Here is a 19826-nt window from a genome sequence, read left to right as displayed (position 1 = left end):
TTATTCGTGGCCGACACGCACGACTTCACCTCGATCAATCAGATTTTGCATAAGCCTCAATAGATCACACAGGTTGCCCATTAAGCGAAACACTCTAGAGAATGAGGCTTATGCAAAATTCGGGGAGGGCTTCACAAAAACCCTGGTCAGAGGCTTGTTCGCTGGGCGCGCCAGTGCATAAGCCTCAATTTATACCGAACACGGCAGGTAGCTAGTCGGCATGAAAACGAGCCACTGGCGAAGTTCCGTGGCGACCGGCCGCCCATCAACTAGCAGATGTTTCTCATCCGTGGTGCGCCGAGCGGCGAATGCGCAGCACTACACCCGAGCTGGGGGGTGGCATGGGTATTCCACTGTTGCTAACGTGCTGGGGAGCTAAACCCTCGGGAGTATTTTCATGAACAAGCGAATCATCGCGCTCGTCGTCGCAGCGGCCACCGTTATCGGAACGGTCAGCATCATGGCCGTCTGCCAGCCGGACGCAACGTCGGCCTCTGCCGCAACGGTAGAGGGGGCGACAGACCCGGCACTGAGGGGGCACAAGGTGTTCGAGGCCCTGTTCTTCTTGCAGGGCGGAGACAGCACTCGCGCTCTGCTCAAGAACGCAGACGTCTCTTCGCTCACTGATGACGAGATCGAGACCGTTCTGCAGGAGGTGGCGACTCCTGAGTCTGTTGCGAAAGTGCAGCATATTGAAGAGGAGTTGATTGCGAGCGACGCGAAGTACTTTTCACGGCTCGGTGCAACAGTTCTCGACGGCGACCCCGTCAAGGTGCAGCAAGACTTGACCAGCGCTTACGACCAAATGTTGCAGACTCCGACCATGGCCGAGGCGGTGCAGTCGCTGGAGGCAGAAAAGACTCATGTGCCGGGTGAGGTCGGAACGGATTGTGGCGTTGCGGTCGTCGTCGCACTCGGAGCTGTCATCGCGGTGACCGCCGTTGCGGCAGTGAACTACGCCCTTGCTGCCAACATCGCGCTCGGGTTCAACGTCGCGGCCGGGACGAACGTGGCCTATCAGAACAACGCCGTGGAGACGAAGTCAGCCGTCGTTGCTAGCACCAGTGACCGGTTCTCCGACGGCGTTGTCGCAGCGGTGATCGAGCAGTTCGGTCGCTGAATTGCCGCTCCTGACGTGGAAGAGGGGATCTTCCGCCCCCGCTTCTCGTCTGTCCATCGTGGTAGCCGGCATCGTTGGTCTGACGCTCGCCTTTTACGTGTTCCAAGGAGCGGTCAGTTTCAGGCCATCTGTACTTCCGCCGGCTCGGAACGACGTGATTCAGGTAACTCGGCAGATAGCACCACAGGGATGGGCGTTTTTCACAAAGGACGCGCAGAGCGACTACCTCGTCCCCTTCGAGGTCTCGGACAATTCGCTGGTAAACCGATCGGTTGATGTCAGCGCCTCTGCCGAATGGGCCCTCGGTTTCAATCGAATGGGTCGGGCACAGGGAGCTGAAATCGCGACCTTCCTGCAGGGGGTCGGGCAAGGAGCGTGGACGAAGTGCGGAACCGAAAACGCTTGTGAAGCGGTTGCGGCTGGGGAACCGCTCCGAGTTCACAATCCTCGCAACAATCCGACACTCTGCGGTGAGCTGCTCCTCGTTGCGCAGAAGCCTGTGCCGTGGGAGTGGCGGAACCTCCAAGCTGAGGCCCGCTTCCACGAAGCCATTTTCTTGGACGTTGCATGTTGACCCGAACTCGCGACTACTGGCTCAGCGAAACGCTTCGGTTGCCGACGCCATGGACCGCCCCACTCGGAGCCGCTCGTAGTCTGCTCGCCCTGGGTGCTGGTCTAACTTACCTACTGACTCCTTCGGCCGTTCTGTTCACGCCGGTAGACGGAGCATTGACTGCTCGTTGTGCTGCGAGCGTGGGCTGGCTGGCTTGGCCGTGCTGGCTCCCAGAGAGTGCGGTGGGCGGTGCGCAGGCGGTAGCGGGTTTGCTCTGTCTTTCTGTCGCGTCAGGTTGGTTCCCAGCCCTGGCCGCGGTCCCGACAGCGGTTCTTCTTCTCGCTCTGCCGATGACGAGCGCCGCACCGGACGGCGGAGACCAGCTCGCCGGCATCCTGGGGCTGCTCATGCTGCCCGTCAGTCTTACTGACTGGCGCCGACACTCTTGGACAGCTGTTCAGTCTGACCGAGGCCTCGGGTCTCGCGTCTATCTGGCTGATGTTGGCGTTGCTCTCGCGAAGCTGCAGGTTGCGGTGGTCTATCTCGTAGCCTGCCTGGGGAAGCTCGAGAGCTCGGAGTGGGTAAACGGGACAGCGCTCTTCTACTGGGTGCGAAACAATGTCTTTGGCGCGCCCTGGATCTTCCGGACGACCGCTGAGTGGGTCACATCGCAGCCGCCACTGGTCGCTGCGCTCTCGTGGGGGACACTCGTGCTGGAGTTCAGCCTCGCCATCTCAGTGTTCCTGCCGGTGTCATTCCGACTGCGGGTTTTACTGCCCACCGCGCTCGTGTTCCACCTCGGGATCTGGCTCGTCCTCGGAGTGTCGAGCTTCGCGTTCGTAATGTTCGCCGCCTTGCTGATTCTGGTCGTCCCGATTGGATGGTCCTCGTCTCGACCCCGGACGACACACCAGCGTGTGCACAAAGCAGAGGAGATACCAGCGTGACGGATCGAATGAACGGCCCCATTTGGATGAAGGTACTGGGAGCGTTTCTCCTGCTGAGTTTCGGCGGCATGGTCGCCCTTGCAGTCGTTCTCGTCGATGCGATAGGCGCAGTGCCAGCCACACTCACGATGCTCCCATCCGTACTCGTGCTCGCCGTCGGTCTGGTGCTCATCACCGCATCCGTTCGCGTGGACGTCGCCCGCGACATCGAGCTGCGGTTCATTCCGATCTGGCGGCGTCGGCTGGAATTTTCCGAACTACAGTCTGTCGGCGTCGAGGACCAGACGTGGTTCCGCTTCGGTGGCGTCGGCCTGCGGTGGCGGGGCAACGCGACCGGGTTGATCCTCGGGAATCGCCCTGCTCTCCTCCTGCGTACTCGCGGCAATCGGGAGTATGTGGTGCAGTGCCGTCACCCAGAGCGCGTCGCCGACCTCATCCAAGCTCGGATGGGTGCTCGATGACTGCTGGTTCACGGACTGTGCAGCGAGGAGGACCAGCAGGGGCGGATGACGCGACCGCCGCATGGCCGACAATCGCGGTCTTCGTGCTGGTCGCATTCGGACTTGCCTGGGCGGTGGAACTCTCGCTGTGGATCACGGGAAGCGGACTGTCGTCGGCGTTCGCCACAGTGCTCGTGCCAGCGATGATGTTCACACCCCTCGTCGCGACGCTGACGGTCGTGTTCCTGCAACGACAGCATGCGACCCGCGCGGTGCTGCGGCGACTCGGGATCTGGCTACTGCATCCGCTGAAACGAACAATCGGATTTACGGCCCTGGCCGTGCTCCTCGTCCCCGTCATCCTCCTTGCGGGGATCGGACTCGCCGCAGCACTCGGCTTCGTCACACTCGATATCGTCCATTTGTCAGGATTCAGCGCTGCCCTGGAAGCCGCCATCGGGGGGGCACTTCCCGTGTCGGTGTGGACGATCGCGACACTCCAACTCCTCAGCATCCCGATCGGTACCGCAGTGAACTCGATGCTCGCCTTCGGCGAGGAGGTCGGGTGGCGTGGCTGGTTACTTCCCGCGCTGCTGCCCCTCGGGACCTGGCCTGCGCTCATCATCACCGGTGTGCTGTGGGGCGCTTGGCACGCACCGATCATCCTGCTGGGCTACAACTTCGACGAACCGAACCTCGTCGGCGTCGGTCTGATGATCGTTGCGACGACCCTGATCGGTGTGCTTGTCGGGTGGCTACGGCTGAGGAGCGAATCGCTGTGGCCAGCGGTCGTCGCCCACGGCGCACTCAACGCGGCCGACGGGCTTGTCACCCTGTTTGCCGCACAAGGGGAATCCGTCGACCCGATCCTCGTAGGTCCCCTCGGCCTCGGGTCCTGGATCGCCTTCACCATCGTCGTGGTCGTCCTGGTGCTCACCCGCCAGCTTCCCCACCGTGTGTCAGATCTCGGAACGGGCGGCACCGGGAGCCGATCCGCCCCACTCACTCCGGATCGGCGTCCGGCTCCTCCGAGTCGATCGCCGCGGTCCGCGCATAACCGCGGACCCGGCGGTCGATGAAGGTCGCCACCCAGAGCAGCACGCCGATCACGAGCAGCACCCCCGCGATCCCGTACTGCGCGATATCCCGCCCGGACGTGATCGGCAGCACCAGGTAGACGCACGCGATCGTCCCGAGAATCGGAAGCACCGTCGGCGTGCGGAAATGCTGGTGCTCCATCGGCTGACGGCGCAGCACCAGCACGGCCACATTGACCACCGCAAAGACCGCCAGCAGCAGGAGCGACGTGGTGCCGCCGAGCAGGACCGCGATCGGGTCAGACGGATCGCGCGACACATACGCGGTGAGCAGCAGTGCGATCACCGTGGTGAAAAGAATTGCCGCCCACGGCGTGCGCCGCCCGGCAAGCACATTCTGCAACAACGGCGGCAGCACGCCCTGCCGGCTCATTCCATAGAGAAGGCGGCTCGCCATCATCATGTTGATCAGCGCGCTATTGGCGACCGCGAACAGCGAGATGAACGGCAGCAGCGTCGAGATCGGGAAATCGGGAGCCGCCGTCTCCACCACTGTGACGAGCGGAGTGTCATTGCCGGCCAGCTCCCCGACTGGCACGATCGCGACGGCCAGGGTCGAGACCAGAACGTAGACCACCGCGGTGATGCCTAAACCGGTCAGCATCACGCGCGGAAAGATCCGGCTGGGGTTCTTCGTCTCCTCCGCCATGTTCACCGAGTCCTCGAAGCCGACCATCGCGAAGAAGGCGAGCGAGGTTGCGGTACTCACCGCCAGCAGCAGCGACTTATCGCTCGGCGACTCGAAGGCGACGACCCGCGAAAAGTCGGCCTGGCCTCCGAAGACCGCAAAGAAGCAGACAAAGATCACCAGGAGCAGGCCCGAAAGTTCGATCAGCGTCAGCACCACGTTGAGCCCGACGCTCTCCGCTACTCCGCGCAGGTTCACCAGGGCGATGCAGACCATGAAGATCAGCGCGATGCTCAGGCGGACGCCCGTCCCCTCCCCCAGGCCAAAGCCGATGGCGAAGTTACTCGCAAACGCTCCGGACGCAGCAGACGCGGAGGTAATGCCGCTCGCCATCACGGTGAAGCAGACCAGGAAGGTGACGAAGTGGATCCCGAACGCCTTGTGCGCGTAGAGCGCGGCGCCGGCGGCCTGTGGGTACTTCGTCACGAGTTCGAGGTATGAGCACGCGGTCAGCAGGGCGACGACGAACGCGATCACGAACGGGAGCCACGCGGCGCCGCCCACCTCGGCGGCGACCTGTCCGGTCAGCGCGTAGATGCCGGTTCCGAGGATGTCGCCGACGACGAACAGGAGTAGCAGCTTGGGGCCGAGCACCCGCTTGAGTTCGGGAGGGGCAGTACTCTCGCGTGTCACGGTCATGATCGGCGCCTCTCCCTGTTGCGAATGAGCGCGAGCCTACGACCGCGAGGCCGCGCGGGGAAGGGCGTGGTCGCGCCCGAGGTGGGCTAGTGGGATCCCTGGTCCCGCGCTTCTCGCAGAATTTCGCGGCCCAGATGAGCAGGCGAGCAGACCCTCGAGTCAGCCCGCGTGCGCCGCCAGGAACGCGAGGGCACGCGGCCAGGCGTCGGCCGCCGCCTCCGCCCGGTACGTCTGCTCGTTCGCGTCGTTGAAGAAAGCGTGCCCCGCTCCCGGGTAGACGACCACCTCGACATCCTTGCCGTCTGTCGCCTCGCGAACACGCGGCACCTGCTCGACGAGCGGAGCATCCTGGTCGCCGAGGAACGCCAGGACCGGCACCCGCAGTGCGCTGAGTTCGTCGGCCGAGGCACTCACGTGCCCGTAGAACGGCACGGCCGCGGCCAAGCGCGGCTCGGCCAGTGCGAGCGCCCACGAGAAGGTGCCGCCATAGCAGAATCCGGTGACCGCGACGCTCGTGGCCCCCTCCTGCCGCAGCAGTCGTTCAACGAGAGCCCGGAGGATCGCGAGGGTCCGCGTCCCGTGCTGCGGCGTGAAGACGGGTGCGAAAAACGTGCGCAGCTCGACCTGGCGCGGCAGGCGCCGCACCGGGTGGTCGTACTCGGCGCGCTGCTCCTCGTCCAGCTGCTCGAGGAGCCCACTCTCGGCAAGCAGCTCCGGCGCGACGACGCTGTACCCCTCGGCCGCGTACCGGTCGGCGACAGAGCGGATGTGCCCGTCGACCCCCCACACCTCGTGGATCAGGATCAGCGCGCGTCCGCCCTCTCCGCTCCGGTATACCGGTACGTCATGCTCGGCTAAGGTCCAGTTCTCATCGCTCGTGGGCATGACCGCACCCTAACCCCGGACTCCAGCATGCGGGAGTCTCTTGCCCGTCAGGGGAGGCGCCACCCTCATGTCGTCCCCGTCCAGCGCGCGCTCGACGCGGAAACCGTGCCACCAGACTGCGTCAGCGGCCGCGAGGCTTGCGGGTGCGCCGCACCGCCGGTGCCGACGCCTTTGGCCGCGCCGACTTCTTCTTGCCGCCGCCGGCCTTCTCCGCCTTCTCTCGCGCCTCGCGAGCCTTCGCCTTCGCGGCCTTCGCACGCGACTCGACCTTCGGAGTGGCAGCCGTCCCGCGGGTGGTGGTAGCGCTGCGGCCCCGCACGACGCCGATGAAGTCCTCGATGTCGTCGCCCTTTTTCTCCGTGACCCAGGCGAGACGGACCGCCACGGGGGCAACTCCGGTGACGGGGATGGCAACGACGTCCTTCCGGCCGTGCGCCCTCGCCACGGACTGCGGCACGATCAACACGCCGACGCCGGCAGCGACCTGCTCGACGGCGTCGTCCAGCCCGGCCATCCGAGGCAGCGGGCGCCGCGACTCATCGACGATCTCGACCGCGACGGCCGCCCACTCGGGCACGTCGGCGGGCTCCTGCAGGAGGTGCTCCCCCGCGAGATCGGTGACGTCCACCTCCTCCGCGTCGGCGAGCGCGTGCTCGCGCCATAGCACCGCGACCAGCTGCTCGTCGTAGAGGTGGATCGAGCTGAGCGCGGCCGAAGCGACCTCGCCGCGCACGAACGACAGTTGCGCGCGCCCGTCGAGCAACGCCTCCTCCTGCTCATGCTCGCCCACGACGGTGATCCGCAGCGGCAGGTCGGCGCGACGCTGGCCCCAGACCCGCGTCCACGTGGTGGGGGTGACGCCCGGCACGAGGGCCACGGCGAGGACGGGGCCGACAGCACCCTCGTGATCGGGGGGCTCGGGCTGCTCGCTCATCCCCTCAGGGTAGGTGCTGCGCGCCGCGCCGGTAGGGTTGCCGCATGGCCAAGGCGACACAGACGATGAAGGCTGCGACCGCGGCGAAGAAGCTGCAGGTCTACCTGCCTGCGACCCCAGACGAGTTCCAGGAGTCGGCGATCACGCGCGAGCAGTACGACGAACTCGTCGCGAACCCGCCCGCCTGGCTCGTGCAGCTGCGCGAGGAGGGACCTCACCCCCGCTCGGTGATCGCCTCCCGGCTGAACGTCTCCATCTCGGGCCTCGCCCGCGGCGGAGTCACTGACGCACTGACCACTCCCGAGATCCAGGCCCTGCTCGACGAGGTCCCCGAGTGGCTGCGCGTCGAGCAGAACCGCTACGCCGAAGTCCGTCGCGAGCAGGCCCGTCTCAAGTCCGAGCGCGCCGCCAAGACCGACTAACCCCTCCGCGAGATGCGGGAGGGGGTCACTGGGCCGAGAAGGCGGCGTCGAAGGATGCGGTGGGGCGCTTCCAGAGCAGCGAGCGGATGTAGTGCACGGCCTCGCGAGCACCGTGCAGGCGGTCCATCCCCGCGTCCTCCCATTCGATCGAGATGGGCCCGGAGTAGCCGATGGATTCGAGCGCGCGGAACGAGTCCTCCCAGGGCACGTCGCCGTGGCCGGTCGAGACAAAGTCCCAGCCGCGCCGCGGGTCGCCCCAGGGCAGGTGCGAGCCGAGCACGCCGGCCCGCCCGTTCGCGGGGCGCAGCCGCGTGTCCTTGCAGTCGACGTGGTAGATCCGATCCTGGAAGTCGACGATGAAGCCGACCGGGTCGATCCCCTGCCACATCATGTGCGACGGGTCCCAGTTGAAGCCGAATGCTGTCCGGTACCCGATCGCCTCCAGCGTCCGCACGCTGGAGAAGTAGTCGTAGGCGATCTCGGACGGATGCACCTCGTGCGCGTAGACGACGCCGTGCGCGTCGAACTCGTCGAGAATCGGGTTCCAGCGCGTGGCGAAGTCCTCGTAGCCGGCATCTATCACCGAGGCGGGGACCGGCGGGAACTGCGCCACGTAGGGCCAGATCTTCGAGCCGGTGAAGCCGACGACGACGTCGACACCCAGCTTGCGCGCGACGCGGGCAGAGCGCTTCATATCCTCGGCAGCGCGCTGCCGCACTCCCTCCGCGTCGCCGTCGCCCCAGGTGTAGTCGCGCACGAGCGCCCTGTGGCGAAAGTCGATCGGGTCATCGCAGACGGCCTGGCCGGTGAGGTGGTTGGAGATCGCGAAGACCTCAAGCCCGTACCGGTCGAGGATCTCGAGCCGCGAGGCAGCATACGTATCGTCCTCGTCGGCGCGCTTGAGGTCGAGGTGGTCGCCGGAGGCCGCGATCTCGAGGCCGTCGTAGCCCCATTCGGAGGCGAGGCGCGCGACCTCCTCGAAGGGCAGATCGGCCCACTGGCCGGTGAACAGCGTCACCGGATGGGTGGCGGCGTAGGTTTTCTCGTCGCTCATGCGGCGATCTCCGTTCGGTCGTCGGCGGCGGGCACGGTGACCCAGGCACCGGTCTCGGCCGCGTCGAGCACAGCCTCGGTGATGCGCGCCGCGCGGAGGCCGTCGTCGAACGTCGGCAGACCCTCGACCTTGGTTCCCGCAACGGCGGCGTAGGTGTCGCGCGCGAAGGCCGTGAACGCGTCCTGGTAGCCCATCGGATGTCCGCTCGGCACGATCGAGAGTCGCGCCGCATCGGGGGCGAGGAGCGACACGTCGCGCGGGACCAGCACAGCGCTGTCGCGGCGGCCGACCCAGAGCGTCTCGGGCAGCTCCTGCTCGAAGCGCAGCGACTCCTCCAGCCCCGAGACTTCGAGCACCAACTCGTTGCGGTGCCCAGCCGTGACTTGCGAGACGAGGAGGGTGCCGACGGCCCCGCCCCCGAGCCGCACGATCACTCCGGCCACGTCCTCGGTCTCAACCGGGCGACCGCCGCGCTCGGCGTGCACCGTGCTCGTGATGGCCGCGAGCGAGTCGATCCGCTCGCCGGTGACGAATTCGAGGAGGTCTACGAGGTGCGAGCCGATGTCGCCGAACGCGCGCGAGCGCCCACCTGCTGCGGGGTCGACGCGCCAGTTGTCGTCGGAGGCACCCAGGAGCCAGTCCTGCAGGTAGCTGCCGCGCACGGTGACGAGCCGGCCCGTCTCACTCGCCGCCACTCGGGCGCGCGCCTCCCGCACCATCGGGTGAAAGCGGTAGGCGAACGGGACGGTGGCGACAACTCCCGCGGCGGAGGCCGCTGCGGCGAGCGCCTCCGCCTCGCGGATGGTCGCTGCGAGCGGCTTCTCGCAGACCACGTGCTTGCCCCCTTCGATCGCGGCGAGCGCCAGCTCGGCGTGCGTGCCGTTGGGCGTGCAGATGTGCACGAGGTCGATGCTCTCGTCCTCGATCAGGGCGCGAGCGTCGGGGTAGGCGCGCGCGAAGCCGAGCTCGGCGGCGGCACGCTCACCCTTTTCGGGGCTGGAGGAGGCGACTCCGGCAAGCATCGCACCGGCGCTCCGGGCCGCACGGCTGTGCACGGTGGCCATGAAGCCTCCGCCGAGCACGCCGATGCGCAGGGGCGCGGCCATCAGACGAGGGTCGCTTCGCTCGGGTCCCAGCTCTCGGGGAGCGCGGGGCGGGGCGTGACCGTGCTCGTGACAAGCACCTTCTCGCCGGTCTCGGCGGCCTCGAGCAGTGAGAGCATCACGTCGGTGACGTGGTACGCCAGGTCTCCGGAGGCGGCCTCGGGTCGGTCAGCGCGGATCGCCCGGGCAAGGTCGAGGACCCCCGTGCCGCGGGAGGCGGTGGACCCGACGGCGGCAATGACCTCCGGCTCCTCGGCTCCGCGGCGATGGAGGGTGATTTCGCCGTCGTGGGTGTTCGGGTCGGGCAGGACGAGCGTGCCCTCGGTGCCGTTGATCTCGACGAAGCCGGCGCGCCGCAGGCTCGACTCGAAACTCCACACGCCCTGCGCAGAGGCGCCGGATTCGAAGCGCAGCAATCCGCCGATGTGCGTGGGGATAGTCACGGGGAATTCGATGCCCTCCTGGGGTCCTGAGCCCACGACGCGGGTCGCGCGAGCCTGGGACGAGACCGCGGTGACACTCTCGACCGGGCCGAGGTTTTGGACGAGGGCGGTGAGGTAGTAGGGACCCATGTCCAGGAGCGGACCTCCGCCTGGCGCAAAGAAGAACGCAGGGTTCGGGTGCCAGCTCTCGGGGCCGGGGCCCTGAAAGAGGGTGAGGGCCGAGAGTGGCGTGCCGATGGCTCCGCTCTCGATGATGCGCTGAGCCGTTTGCAGGCCGGCGCCGAGGAAGGTGTCGGGAGCCGTCGCAACACGCAGCCCTTTCTCCTTCGCGAGCGCGAGCAGCTCGCGTCCGCTGTCGCGGTCGAGCGAGAACGGCTTCTCGGTCCAGACGTGCTTGCCCGCCTCGACGGCACGGCGCGCGACCTCGACGTGCGCGGCCGGGACGGTGAGGTTGACGACGATCTCGATGCCCTCGTGCGCGAGGAGTTCATCGACGCTGCCGGACGCCGGGACGCCAAACTCCTCCGCCTGGGCCTTCGCCCGCTCGAGGTCGAGATCAGCGACGACAAGCACGTCAAGGTCGGGGAAGAGAGTGAGATTGGTGAGGTACTGCGTGCTGATGTTCCCGGCGCCGATCACGCCGACGCCCACGCGACCCACGCCGCTCATGCGCCGAGCCCCGTCACGTAGCGGTGAGCCGCCTCTAGGCCTTCGAAAATGTCCCCCGCGTATGCGTCGAATTCGAGCACGGGCAGCGCTTCCGGAGCGGCGGCGAGAATCCCGGGAACATCCATCGCCCCCTCCCCCGCGGGAAGCTGCTCCTGGGTGTCGGCCGAGATCGGTCCGTCCTTCACGTGCAGGAAGCGCACCTGATCGCCCAGGCGGCGCAGGAAATCCACCGGGTCGTCGCCGCCCACTGCGGCCCAGTAGGTGTCGAGTTCGAGCACCATCCGTGGGTCGAGGAGGCCCGCGAGGTACTCGAAGGCGCTGCGCCCGTCGATGCGGTTCTCGAACTCGAAGGCGTGGTTGTGGTAGCCGAGCACGAGACCGCGAGCGGCGGCGGAGTCGACGAGGGCAGTGAATTCGTCGGCGATTCGGGCAATGTCGTCGGCGGTCTTCCAGCGGGTCGGATCGACGAAGGGGTCGATCACGGTCTGCACGCCGAGCGAGGCGGCGACGTCGAAGATCTCCTCGACGGTGGCATCTCCCTGCGGGTCGAGCAGCCGCGCGTGCGCGCTGGGGGCGGTCAGTCCACTGGCGGAGAGCCCCGTGCGGTAGGCATCGGCCAGCTCGACGAATCCGAAGAGTTCGACCTGCGTAAATCCGATCGCGGCGAGGCGACCGAGGGTGGCTGGCAGATCGGCCGCGAGCGGTTCGCGCACCGAGTAGAGCTGGACAGAAATGTCCGAGGGCGCGGAGAGGTCTGGAGGTGTAGCCACCGGTGAGGCTCCTGATCAACGTCGAGAGGGGTTGCTGGGAACCCTACGCGGACTTTTGATCGCGGACAAGCAAAACCCGAACGGGAGGTGTCGCGTCGGCACGCGGAAGGAGGGCGCTGTGATTGACTTCCGCCATGTCACCGCTTCGCCGTTCCGCCGTCAGCGCGGTCGGCGAGCTGCTCCTCCTCCTCGCCGACGGAGCACCGCGCACCCGTGCCGACCTCGTGGGCGAGACCGGCCTGCCGCGGGCGGCCGTCTCCGCTCAGCTCGACACGCTCACGGCCTCCGGTCTGGTCGCACGCCGCGACGACGCTCCCTCCTCCGGCGGCCGCCCCGCCGCCCGTGTCGCCTTCGATGCCCAGGCACGCAGCCTGCTGGCGATCGACCTCGGCGCGGCGCACGCCGTCATCGCTTTGACCGACCTCGACGGGCAGGTTCTCGCCCGTCGGCGCGAGAGAATCGCCATCGCCGACGGTCCACTCGCCGTCCTTGGCCACGCGCTCGACGTCGCCGCAGCCCTGCTCGGCCAGGTTCCGGAGGCGGGGCCCCTCGCCGGTGTGGGCGTCGGAGTGCCGGGGCCGGTCGAGCACGCGACAGGCCACCCCGTGAAGCCGCCGATCATGCCCGGCTGGGACCGCTTCGACATCCCCGAGTTCGTGGGCCGCCGCCTCCCCGTCCCCGTCTTGGTCGACAACGACGTGAATCTTCTCGCCCTCGGCGAGCACGCCGACCACTACGCCGACGTCGACGACCTCCTCTATGTGAAGGTCTCCACCGGCATTGGCGCCGGGATCGTCAGCGGTGGCGCCCTCCAGCGCGGGGCGCTCGGAGCTGCCGGCGACCTCGGCCACGTCCAGGTGCCCGGCGACCGCGGCGGGGCCGACCTCGAGGCGATTGCGAGCGGCTCCGCGATCGCCCGGCGCCTCTCCGGGGCCGGGCGGGACGCCTCCAGCACCTCCGACGTCGTCGCTCTGCTCTCCGCCGGCGACCCGAGCGCCGTCGACTTCACCCGCGCGGCCGGCCGTGACCTCGGCGAAGTCCTTGCGACCTGCGTCAACCTGCTCAACCCCTCCGTCATCGTGATCGGAGGCAGCGTGGCCGAGGCGAGCCACGAGATCCTCGCGGGCGTGCGCGAGGTGGTCTACCGCCGCTCCCTCCCCCTCGCGACGCGCTCCCTCGACATCGTCCAGGCCGCAGCCCACGGCGGCGGCGTGCGGGGCGCAGCCCTCATGGTCCGCCGCCACCTCCTCTCCCCCACCCAGGTAGACGCCTTCCTCACCGCCTAACCCGCCCCCTCCCCTCCCGAAATGTCGCGAGATGCACCCGGACGGACGACACACCACGCCCCGGCAGCCGATCTCGTCCGTTACCCCCGATCTCGCGAGATCCGTGGGGACGGCGTGGCGATTCGGGCCGACGGGCGAGCAAGCACAGAATGAATCGGTGCCCGATCTGCAGCTCTCCTTCCCCTGGGAGACGCAGCCCGTCTTTGTGGACGCCGAGCCCCCGCACCTGCGCAGGGTCGTCGCCGACTCCTCGGACCGCGTCGCCTGGCTCCGCGCCCGATCCCGCGGCATCACCGCGACCGACGTCGCCCGCCTCTCCTCCCCCGCCGCCATTGATAAGGCCGCACTGGACAAGCTCTACGGCACCGGCTTCGGCGGCAACGCGTTCACCGATCACGGCCGAGCCCGCGAGCCCGAGATCGCAGCTTGGGTGCGCCGAGAGCACGCGATCGAGCCCAGCAGCACCCTCTTCCACGCCAGCCAGGAGCGCCGCCACCTCGCCACTCCCGACGGCATCGGCCTGCGCGACGACGGCCGGCTCGAACTCTGCGAGATCAAGACCACCGTGAAGCCCTGGCGCAGCATCCCCCGTCACTACCTCCGCCAGGTCTTCTGGCAGCAGTACGTGCTGGGCGCCGAGCGCACCCTCGTCGTCTGGGAGCAACACCGCGACTTCGTGCCGATCAGCGGCGAGCCGAACTGCCGCTGGGTCGACCGCGACGAGGACGAGATCCACATGCTGGTCCGCCTTGCCGGGATGCTGATGGCCGAGCTGCACGAGAGAACCCGCACGGGCGCACGGTGACCGTCCTCCTCCTGCACGGCCTGGGCGGTGACCGCTCCCAGCCGCTCGGACTACTGCGTTCGGCGCTCCCCGCTGGTTCCGAGGTGATCGCGCCAGACATCCGCGCTCACGGTGCCTCCAAACTGATCGGCACGCCTGACGACTTCACGCTTGAGGCGCTGACCGACGAGGTGACCGAGGAGGTCGTGCGTGCTGGAGCCGCGCACAAGCCGCTCACGGTGCTCGGCATTTCGATGGGCGCGGCGATCGCGCTGCGGCTGGCCGTGCGCCGTGTGCTCCCCATCGACCGCGCCGTGTTCGTACGCCCTGCCTTCACCGCCGAGCCGCTACCCGAGAACCTCACGGTCTTCCCCGTCATCGCTCACTTGCTGCACGACCACGGCGCGAAACGCGGCGAGCGGATGTTCCGCGCCTCCGCGCTGTTTGCCCGCGCCGCTGGGATCTCGCCCGCGTCGGCCGAAGCGCTGACTCTCCACTTCCGCGCCCCGCTCGCTCAGGAGCGCGCCGTCCGCCTGGCCGCGATTCCCCGCGACTGCGCCTACCGCGACTCCAACGAACTCGGCGAAGTGATCGCCAGGACCCTGGTCATCGCGGCAGAGCGCGACCCGGTGCATCCGGTGGCTATCGCCGAGGCCTGGGCTACGGGTCTTCCGGACGCGCATCTCGCGCAGGTACCGTCGCGCGACGCGGGCCTCGCCGACCAGCAGCAGCGGATCCGCGGCCATGTGCGCGACTGGCTCGCCCGGCGCTGAGATCTTCGCGCGCGAGCACGAGTCCGACGACCGCAAGCCACAGCACCGCAATCGCCGTCGCGACGAATTCGAGCGTGCCGCCGAGCCGAAGCCACACCCGCAGGAGTGACAGGATGCCGCCGGTTCCTGCAACCAGCGTCACCGCGATCCCCGCTCCCAACGAAAGCCGGGCGACCGCCGGACGCTCCTGCGCGGTCGCGAGCTGCAGCATCGCCATGCACGCCGCCGCGAAGCCGAGCACCGCGGCGCAGGTGTGGATCAGGTCCTGCCAGCTGAAGGCAGGGCCGACCGGGAGCGGGCATCCCGCTGTGCAGGTCACCTGCGACGCCAGCGCGAAGCAGGCGGCGGCCAGGAGTATCGCCGCCGCTGGCCGGACCGCGCGAAACAGGCGGACCCGCACCGACCACGCACCGGCGGCGATCAGCGTGCCGCCTCCCGCGACCAGCAGCAGCGCGATGCGAAAGGCGCCGGCTGTCGGCAGATCGGGCGCGCCCATCTCGCTGACATACACCCAGCGACTCGTGCCGATGCTGATCCGGGCCGCGAGGAGGATGACCAGACCCACCAGAACCAGGGTGGCACCGCCCACGAGCACGGGCCCTCGGGAGCGTCTGTGTGGCATCCCCTCATCGTGCCAGACCGTTCCGCCGCGCCTTCTCCGCTCCGAATCTTCTCCACGAGCCCGAATATTCTCCAAGGGGTGACACCGCCGTAACAGCGCTGACTCATTACCGCGGTTTAATAATCACGGCGTCGGAATGTGGGGATCGGGGCGACGCTCTCGACCCTGCTCGAACGTGGCGCCGCGACACGAAGGGCCATGATGCACACCAGCGCGCACGGGCACGGACTCGCAATCGGCGAGATTCCCCAAGAGGTCATCCTCCCCCGCATGATGACCGCGGCGGTGATCGACGCTCCGGGACGCGCCTCCGCTCTGCACCTGGCAACGGTGCCGACGCCGTCGGCGATCAATGCGGAGTTCACCGTGAAGGTGATTGCCGCCGGAGTGAATCCGCTGGACGCGAAGACGCGCGCAGGCCGGGGAGTCGCCTCTCAGATCACGTCCTATCCGGCGGTACTCGGCCACGACTTCTCGGGCGTCGTCGTCTCGAGCCCCTACCCGGCGCATCCCCTGCGACCGGGCGACGAGGTCTACGGCTTCGTCATGGTGCCCCGCTATTCCGGCTCGTATGCCGAGTACGTCAGCGTCCCGAGCGTGTCGATCGCGCGGAAGCCGTCGACCCTCTCGCACGTTGAAGCGGCTGGCGTTCCGCTCGCGGCGCTCACGGCGTGGGGCATGGTGGTCGAACTCGCGAAAGCGCACGAGGGCCAGCGGATGCTGATCCACGCCGGATCGGGTGGAGTCGGCCACTTCGCGGTGCAATTCGCCGCCTACTTCGGCGCCTCGGTGACCGCGACCGGATCGACCCGCAACGTACAGTGGCTCCGCGAACTCGGCGCCGCGCAGGTCATCGACCATACGACCGAGCGATTCGACGAGATTCTCGACGGGATGGACGTGGTCATCGACCTGGTTGGCAACGTGCACGACGACACCGGCTCGCGGTCACTCCCGGTCCTGCGCCCTGGCGGTTTGATCGTCAACGCGCCGACGGGCAGCTGGCCCGGCTTCTTCGAGGAGGCAGCGGCGGCCGGCATGCGGGCTTCCACGTACCGTGTCGCCCCAGACGGAGCGACGCTTGCCGTGATCTCGCGCCTCCTCGAGTCGGGTGACGTCCGCGTCTTCATCGACGGTATCTTCCCGCTCGCCCGCGCCTGCGAAGCGCACGAGCAACTCGAGACCGGTCACACCCGCGGCAAGATCGTCCTCACCGTCTCGGACTGCTAACGCGCGTCTCCCTGCCGCCTCGCCCAGCTACACGCCGCGAGATGCGGCTTGAGTACGCCTTCTTCGGCGGGTCGCGTACTCACGTGGCATCTCGCGGCGGGGACGGCTTAGGCCAGGATGTTGACGTCCAGCGGGATGCCGGGGCCGAACGTCGTTGAGACGGCGGCCTTTTGGATGTAGCGGCCCTTCGAGGAGGACGGCTTCAAGCGGACGATCTCGTCGAGAGCGGTCTTGAAGTTCTCCTGGAGCTGCTCCTCGGTGAAGGCGGCCTTGCCGACGACAAGGTGCACGTTGGCGTGCTTGTCGACGCGGAATTCGATCTTGCCGCCCTTGATCTCGGTCACGGCCTTGGCCACATCCGGGGTCACGGTTCCGGTCTTCGGATTGGGCATGAGGCCACGGGGGCCGAGCACCTTCCCGAGACGACCGACCTGGCCCATGAGCTCAGGAGTGGACACGGCGGAGTCAAACGAGGTGTACCCGCCCGCGACCTTCTCGATGAGTTCGGCGCCACCGACCTCGTCGGCACCGGCGGCGATAGCGGCCTCCGCGGCCGGCCCCGTCGCGAACACGATCACACGAGCGGTCTTGCCCGTGCCGTGCGGCAGGATGACAGTGCCGCGGACCATCTGGTCGGCCTTGCGGGGGTCGACACCGAGCTTGAGAGCGACCTCGACGGTGCTGTTGAATTTGGCGGAACCGGTCTCGCGGGCGAGAGCGACGGCCTCATCGGCTGTGTAAAAGCGGCCCTCTTCGAGCTTGGCCGCTGCGGCCCGGTAGGCCTTCGACTTCTGTGCCATGTTGTTTCTCCTTGAAACGAGAATGTGGTTCTAGAGCCTGGCGGGCTCTCCCACGGAAAATGAGAGTTCTGGGGGCGCGACGGGATCGCGCTTTCTCACGCGGCACGGACTACTACGCGCCGCGCGGCAAAGGGGTTACGCCTCTACCGTGATGCCCATTGAACGAGCCGTACCGGCGATGATCTTCGCCGCGGCATCAATGTCGTTGGCGTTGAGGTCGACCTGCTTCGCCTCGGCAATCTCGCGAACCTGAGCCTGCGTGAGCTTGGCGACCTTGACGGTGTGCGGGGTCGACGATCCCTTAGCGACTCCGGCAGCCTTCTTGATGAGTTCCGCCGCGGGCGGGGTCTTCAGGATGAAGGTGAACGAGCGGTCCTCGTAGACGGTGATCTCGACGGGGATCACATTGCCGCGCTGAGACTCCGTCTGCGCGTTGTACGCCTTGCAGAACTCCATGATGTTGACGCCGTGCTGACCGAGCGCCGGACCGATCGGGGGCGCGGGGTTCGCTGCGCCGGCCTTGATCTGGAGCTTGATCAGGCCTGTGACCTTCTTCTTGGGGGCCATTCTGATTCCTTTTCTCAGGGTTCGAGCGGTCGGGGGCTCCCGGCCGCTCTCCCGCGCATCCGACTGTGCCGAATCGCGGTGGAGGAGGGTCGGCCGACGCGCACGAAGGCGCGCCGACACGAAAACCCAGGTAAGCCTACACGGGCAAAGCCGCCCCTACTCTCCGGGGCCAGTGCGATCTGCAGGAGGCAGTGCGATCTGCAGGAGGCAGTGCGATCTGCAGGAGATCTCGACCGCCGGACAGCGTCCAAGCGAATGAGAGCGCTCCCCCATCCACATCCCCTGCAGATCGCACCTCCCTGCAAATCGCACCGAGGCGTCCCGCCGTGCGCGGTGTTAGTGGCCCGTCAGAGCTTGGTGACCTGGTCGAACGAAAGTTCGACCGGAGTCTCGCGCTCGAAGAGCGACACGAGCACGGTGAGCTTGCCACTCTCGGGCTTGATCTCACTGATCGAGCCGGGAAGACCCGCGAACGAGCCCTCCTTGATGGTGATGGTCTCGCCGATCTCGAAGTCGACCTCGGCGGGCAGGACGCGCTGCGTCTGCTTCTGACCCTTCGCGCCGGCGGTCTTGGAGGGGGCGACATCCTTGATCTCGACGAGGCTCTTCAGCATCGTGAAAGCCTCCTCGAAGCGCAGCGGAGTCGGGTTGTGGGCGTTGCCGACGAAGCCGGTCACGCCGGGAGTGTGGCGGACGACAGACCACGAGTCCTCGTTGAGGTCCATCCGTACCAATACATAGCCGGGGATGCGCACGCGGGTCACCATCTTGCGCTGGCCGTTCTTGATCTCCACCACGTCCTCCATCGGGACCTGGACCTCGAAGATGTAGTCCTCGGCCTCAAGCGAGACCTTGCGGTTCTCGATGTTGGACTTCACGCGCTTCTCAAAGCCCGCATAGGAGTGGATGACGTACCACTTACCCGGCTTGCCGCGCAATTCGGTGCGGAAAGCCTCGTACGGGTCGATGTCGGCAAGCTCCTCGCCTGCGGACTCGGCATCCTCGGCGGCGACCTCGGCTTCGTCCTCGACTGCCTCGAGAGCCGCTTCGGCTTCCTCGACGGTGTCGATGTGGGCAGCCTCATCGACTGCGGAGTCGGCCTCGGGGTCATCGACCGAGCCGATCGCGTCGAGCGCTGCCTCGAGGTCGGAGGCAAGGTCATCCTCAGACTCGTTCTCGTCGATGACACTGAGGGCGCCCTCTTCGGCGGGCTCGACGGCGTCTTCGGCCTGAGTCTGCGTGTCGCCTTCCTGCTCCTCCTCGACCTCGGACGACTGCTCAGCAGCCGTCGCCCAGTCGACGTCGTCGCGGTTTCTGTCAGACACTCGTCACAACTCTCTCTTGATCAATCGGTCGCACCCGTCGGAGCCGGTCAGGCCGCGGGCGTGCCGAACACGTAGGTCACGGCCAGGGCGAACACCCAGTCGAGGAACGACACCAGCGCCATCATGATGACGACGAAGATGAGAACGACCACGACGTAATTACCCAGCTCCTTGCGGGTGGGTGTGACGACCTTCTTCAACTCGGCGATGACCTGCCGGATGAAGAGGGCGATGCGCGCGAACGGATTACGCCGCGCGGCTCGCTGCTGATTCGCGATCGCGACGACGTCCTCGCTCGGCTCGTCGACTGCTTTCCCGGCCACCTGCACGCACCTTTCCCGCACCGGAACCTCCGGTGTGGCCGACCGCCCGTTCCCGGGCGACCCTGGACCGATGACCGCTGCGTCGCGGGGACCGCGTGCGACGGGCATCGATGTGCAGGGCGGACAGGGCTCGAACCTGCAACCTGCGGTTTTGGAGACCGCTGCTCTACCAATTGAGCCACCGCCCTACGGATGCCATTGCGAGCATCCGAGGAGGAAATCGACCCGCCGGAGGAGCCCCGGCCGCCCCGAGGGCGCTGCGGATCCTGGCAGAGATCGACTACCTCGGACGAGTGTACGGGGACCCGCTGGGCGTGTCCAGCCGAGCGGCGCCAGGCCCGGAACCCCTCTC

Annotated in this window: 22 protein-coding genes and 1 tRNA gene; 10 read left to right on the top strand and 13 right to left on the bottom strand. The window is 67.4% G+C overall.

Annotated features, from left to right (window positions below; genetic code table 11):
• Positions 1 to 397: 397 nt before the first annotated feature.
• From B0H03_RS01470 to B0H03_RS01450, 5 genes are all read left to right on the top strand, one after another.
• Positions 398 to 1120 (top strand): sporulation delaying protein family toxin, encoded by a 723-nt coding sequence (locus B0H03_RS01470; RefSeq protein ID WP_104266364.1) that lies wholly within the window; start codon positions 398 to 400, stop codon positions 1118 to 1120.
• A gap of 58 nt (positions 1121 to 1178) precedes the next feature.
• Positions 1179 to 1694, top strand: coding sequence for an SdpA family antimicrobial peptide system protein (locus B0H03_RS17375; RefSeq protein ID WP_160487202.1), 516 nt, complete (start codon positions 1179 to 1181; stop codon positions 1692 to 1694).
• Between the two features lie 329 nt (positions 1695 to 2023).
• Positions 2024 to 2620 carry an HTTM domain-containing protein gene (locus tag B0H03_RS16435; protein WP_104266362.1) on the top strand — a complete coding sequence of 199 codons (597 nt, stop codon included), beginning with the start codon at positions 2024 to 2026 and terminating at the stop codon, positions 2618 to 2620.
• Positions 2617 to 3081, top strand: a complete 465-nt coding sequence (locus B0H03_RS01455; protein WP_104266361.1) for a hypothetical protein — start codon at positions 2617 to 2619, stop codon at positions 3079 to 3081. Before B0H03_RS16435 ends, B0H03_RS01455 begins: the two co-directional genes overlap by 4 nt.
• Complete coding sequence (locus B0H03_RS01450) at positions 3078 to 4139, top strand: CPBP family intramembrane glutamic endopeptidase (protein ID WP_104266360.1); 1062 nt, start codon at positions 3078 to 3080, stop codon at positions 4137 to 4139. Before B0H03_RS01455 ends, B0H03_RS01450 begins: the two co-directional genes overlap by 4 nt.
• Here the strand turns inward: B0H03_RS01450 and B0H03_RS01445 are convergent.
• The 3 genes from B0H03_RS01445 to B0H03_RS01435 all read right to left on the bottom strand — a co-directional run bounded on the left by B0H03_RS01445 (position 4063) and on the right by B0H03_RS01435 (position 7303).
• Positions 4063 to 5484: an APC family permease gene (locus tag B0H03_RS01445; protein ID WP_104266359.1), complete on the bottom strand. Its 1422-nt coding sequence runs from the start codon at positions 5482 to 5484 to the stop codon at positions 4063 to 4065. The two genes, B0H03_RS01450 and B0H03_RS01445, sit on opposite strands and share 77 nt — an antisense overlap.
• A gap of 159 nt (positions 5485 to 5643) precedes the next feature.
• Positions 5644 to 6369 carry a dienelactone hydrolase family protein gene (locus B0H03_RS01440; protein ID WP_104266358.1) on the bottom strand — a complete coding sequence of 242 codons (726 nt, stop codon included), beginning with the start codon at positions 6367 to 6369 and terminating at the stop codon, positions 5644 to 5646.
• A 121-nt stretch (positions 6370 to 6490) separates the two neighbouring features.
• Complete coding sequence (locus tag B0H03_RS01435; protein WP_104266357.1) at positions 6491 to 7303, bottom strand: LysR family transcriptional regulator substrate-binding protein; 813 nt, start codon at positions 7301 to 7303, stop codon at positions 6491 to 6493.
• A 44-nt stretch (positions 7304 to 7347) separates the two neighbouring features.
• On the opposite strand from B0H03_RS01435, the gene B0H03_RS01430 reads away from it, so the two are divergent.
• On the top strand, positions 7348 to 7725 hold the full coding sequence (locus B0H03_RS01430; protein ID WP_104266356.1) for a DUF5997 family protein: 378 nt from the start codon (positions 7348 to 7350) through the stop codon (positions 7723 to 7725).
• A gap of 25 nt (positions 7726 to 7750) precedes the next feature.
• Here the strand turns inward: B0H03_RS01430 and B0H03_RS01425 are convergent, their stop codons facing one another.
• Genes B0H03_RS01425 through B0H03_RS01410 form a run of 4 tightly spaced genes read right to left on the bottom strand, consistent with a single transcriptional unit; the run spans position 7751 to position 11764 of the window.
• Positions 7751 to 8779: a sugar phosphate isomerase/epimerase family protein gene (locus tag B0H03_RS01425; protein ID WP_160487201.1), complete on the bottom strand. Its 1029-nt coding sequence runs from the start codon at positions 8777 to 8779 to the stop codon at positions 7751 to 7753.
• Complete coding sequence (locus tag B0H03_RS01420) at positions 8776 to 9885, bottom strand: Gfo/Idh/MocA family protein (RefSeq protein ID WP_104266355.1); 1110 nt, start codon at positions 9883 to 9885, stop codon at positions 8776 to 8778. Before B0H03_RS01420 ends, B0H03_RS01425 begins: the two co-directional genes overlap by 4 nt.
• Entirely contained in the window at positions 9885 to 10994 is a 1110-nt protein-coding gene (locus B0H03_RS01415) for a Gfo/Idh/MocA family protein (protein WP_104266354.1), read from the bottom strand. The genes B0H03_RS01420 and B0H03_RS01415 overlap by 1 nt, the downstream gene beginning before the upstream one ends.
• The gene (locus B0H03_RS01410) at positions 10991 to 11764 is read right to left on the bottom strand and encodes a sugar phosphate isomerase/epimerase family protein (RefSeq protein ID WP_206612075.1); all 774 of its coding nucleotides are present in this window, start codon (positions 11762 to 11764) and stop codon (positions 10991 to 10993) included. Before B0H03_RS01410 ends, B0H03_RS01415 begins: the two co-directional genes overlap by 4 nt.
• A gap of 134 nt (positions 11765 to 11898) precedes the next feature.
• Here B0H03_RS01410 and B0H03_RS01405 point away from each other — a divergent pair, with 134 nt between their 5' ends.
• From B0H03_RS01405 to B0H03_RS01395, 3 genes are all read left to right on the top strand, one after another.
• Entirely contained in the window at positions 11899 to 13050 is a 1152-nt protein-coding gene (locus B0H03_RS01405; RefSeq protein ID WP_104354415.1) for an ROK family protein, read from the top strand.
• Positions 13051 to 13216: 166 nt separating this feature from the next.
• The gene (locus B0H03_RS01400) at positions 13217 to 13855 is read left to right on the top strand and encodes a YqaJ viral recombinase family protein (protein ID WP_181109299.1); all 639 of its coding nucleotides are present in this window, start codon (positions 13217 to 13219) and stop codon (positions 13853 to 13855) included.
• On the top strand, positions 13852 to 14607 hold the full coding sequence (locus B0H03_RS01395; protein ID WP_160487200.1) for an alpha/beta fold hydrolase: 756 nt from the start codon (positions 13852 to 13854) through the stop codon (positions 14605 to 14607). The genes B0H03_RS01400 and B0H03_RS01395 overlap by 4 nt, the downstream gene beginning before the upstream one ends.
• Here the strand turns inward: B0H03_RS01395 and B0H03_RS01390 are convergent.
• On the bottom strand, positions 14495 to 15229 hold the full coding sequence (locus B0H03_RS01390; protein ID WP_104266346.1) for a DUF998 domain-containing protein: 735 nt from the start codon (positions 15227 to 15229) through the stop codon (positions 14495 to 14497). The two genes, B0H03_RS01395 and B0H03_RS01390, sit on opposite strands and share 113 nt — an antisense overlap.
• Positions 15230 to 15499: 270 nt before the next feature.
• On the opposite strand from B0H03_RS01390, the gene B0H03_RS01385 reads away from it, so the two are divergent.
• A complete protein-coding gene (locus tag B0H03_RS01385) occupies positions 15500 to 16459 on the top strand; it encodes an NADP-dependent oxidoreductase (protein ID WP_419956885.1) in 960 nt (319 codons plus the stop codon).
• 107 nt (positions 16460 to 16566) lie between these two features.
• On the opposite strand, the gene rplA is transcribed toward B0H03_RS01385, so the two are convergent.
• From rplA to B0H03_RS01360, 5 genes are all read right to left on the bottom strand, one after another.
• Positions 16567 to 17259, bottom strand: a complete 693-nt coding sequence (rplA, locus tag B0H03_RS01380; protein WP_104266345.1) for a 50S ribosomal protein L1 — start codon at positions 17257 to 17259, stop codon at positions 16567 to 16569.
• Between the two features lie 135 nt (positions 17260 to 17394).
• A complete protein-coding gene (rplK, locus tag B0H03_RS01375) occupies positions 17395 to 17826 on the bottom strand; it encodes a 50S ribosomal protein L11 (protein ID WP_104266344.1) in 432 nt (143 codons plus the stop codon).
• Between the two features lie 347 nt (positions 17827 to 18173).
• Positions 18174 to 19151 carry a transcription termination/antitermination protein NusG gene (nusG, locus tag B0H03_RS01370; RefSeq protein ID WP_104266343.1) on the bottom strand — a complete coding sequence of 326 codons (978 nt, stop codon included), beginning with the start codon at positions 19149 to 19151 and terminating at the stop codon, positions 18174 to 18176.
• Positions 19152 to 19198: 47 nt separating this feature from the next.
• Positions 19199 to 19474 (bottom strand): preprotein translocase subunit SecE, encoded by a 276-nt coding sequence (gene secE, locus B0H03_RS01365; RefSeq protein ID WP_068208793.1) that lies wholly within the window; start codon positions 19472 to 19474, stop codon positions 19199 to 19201.
• 115 nt (positions 19475 to 19589) lie between these two features.
• A tRNA-Trp gene (locus B0H03_RS01360) sits at positions 19590 to 19662 on the bottom strand.
• Positions 19663 to 19826: the final 164 nt, after the last annotated feature.

Source organism: Rathayibacter iranicus NCPPB 2253 = VKM Ac-1602, from assembly GCF_003149025.1.
GTDB lineage: Bacteria > Actinomycetota > Actinomycetes > Actinomycetales > Microbacteriaceae > Rathayibacter > Rathayibacter iranicus.
Note: the sequence above shows the minus strand (reverse complement) of the source record. Positions and strands in the feature narration are given on the sequence as shown.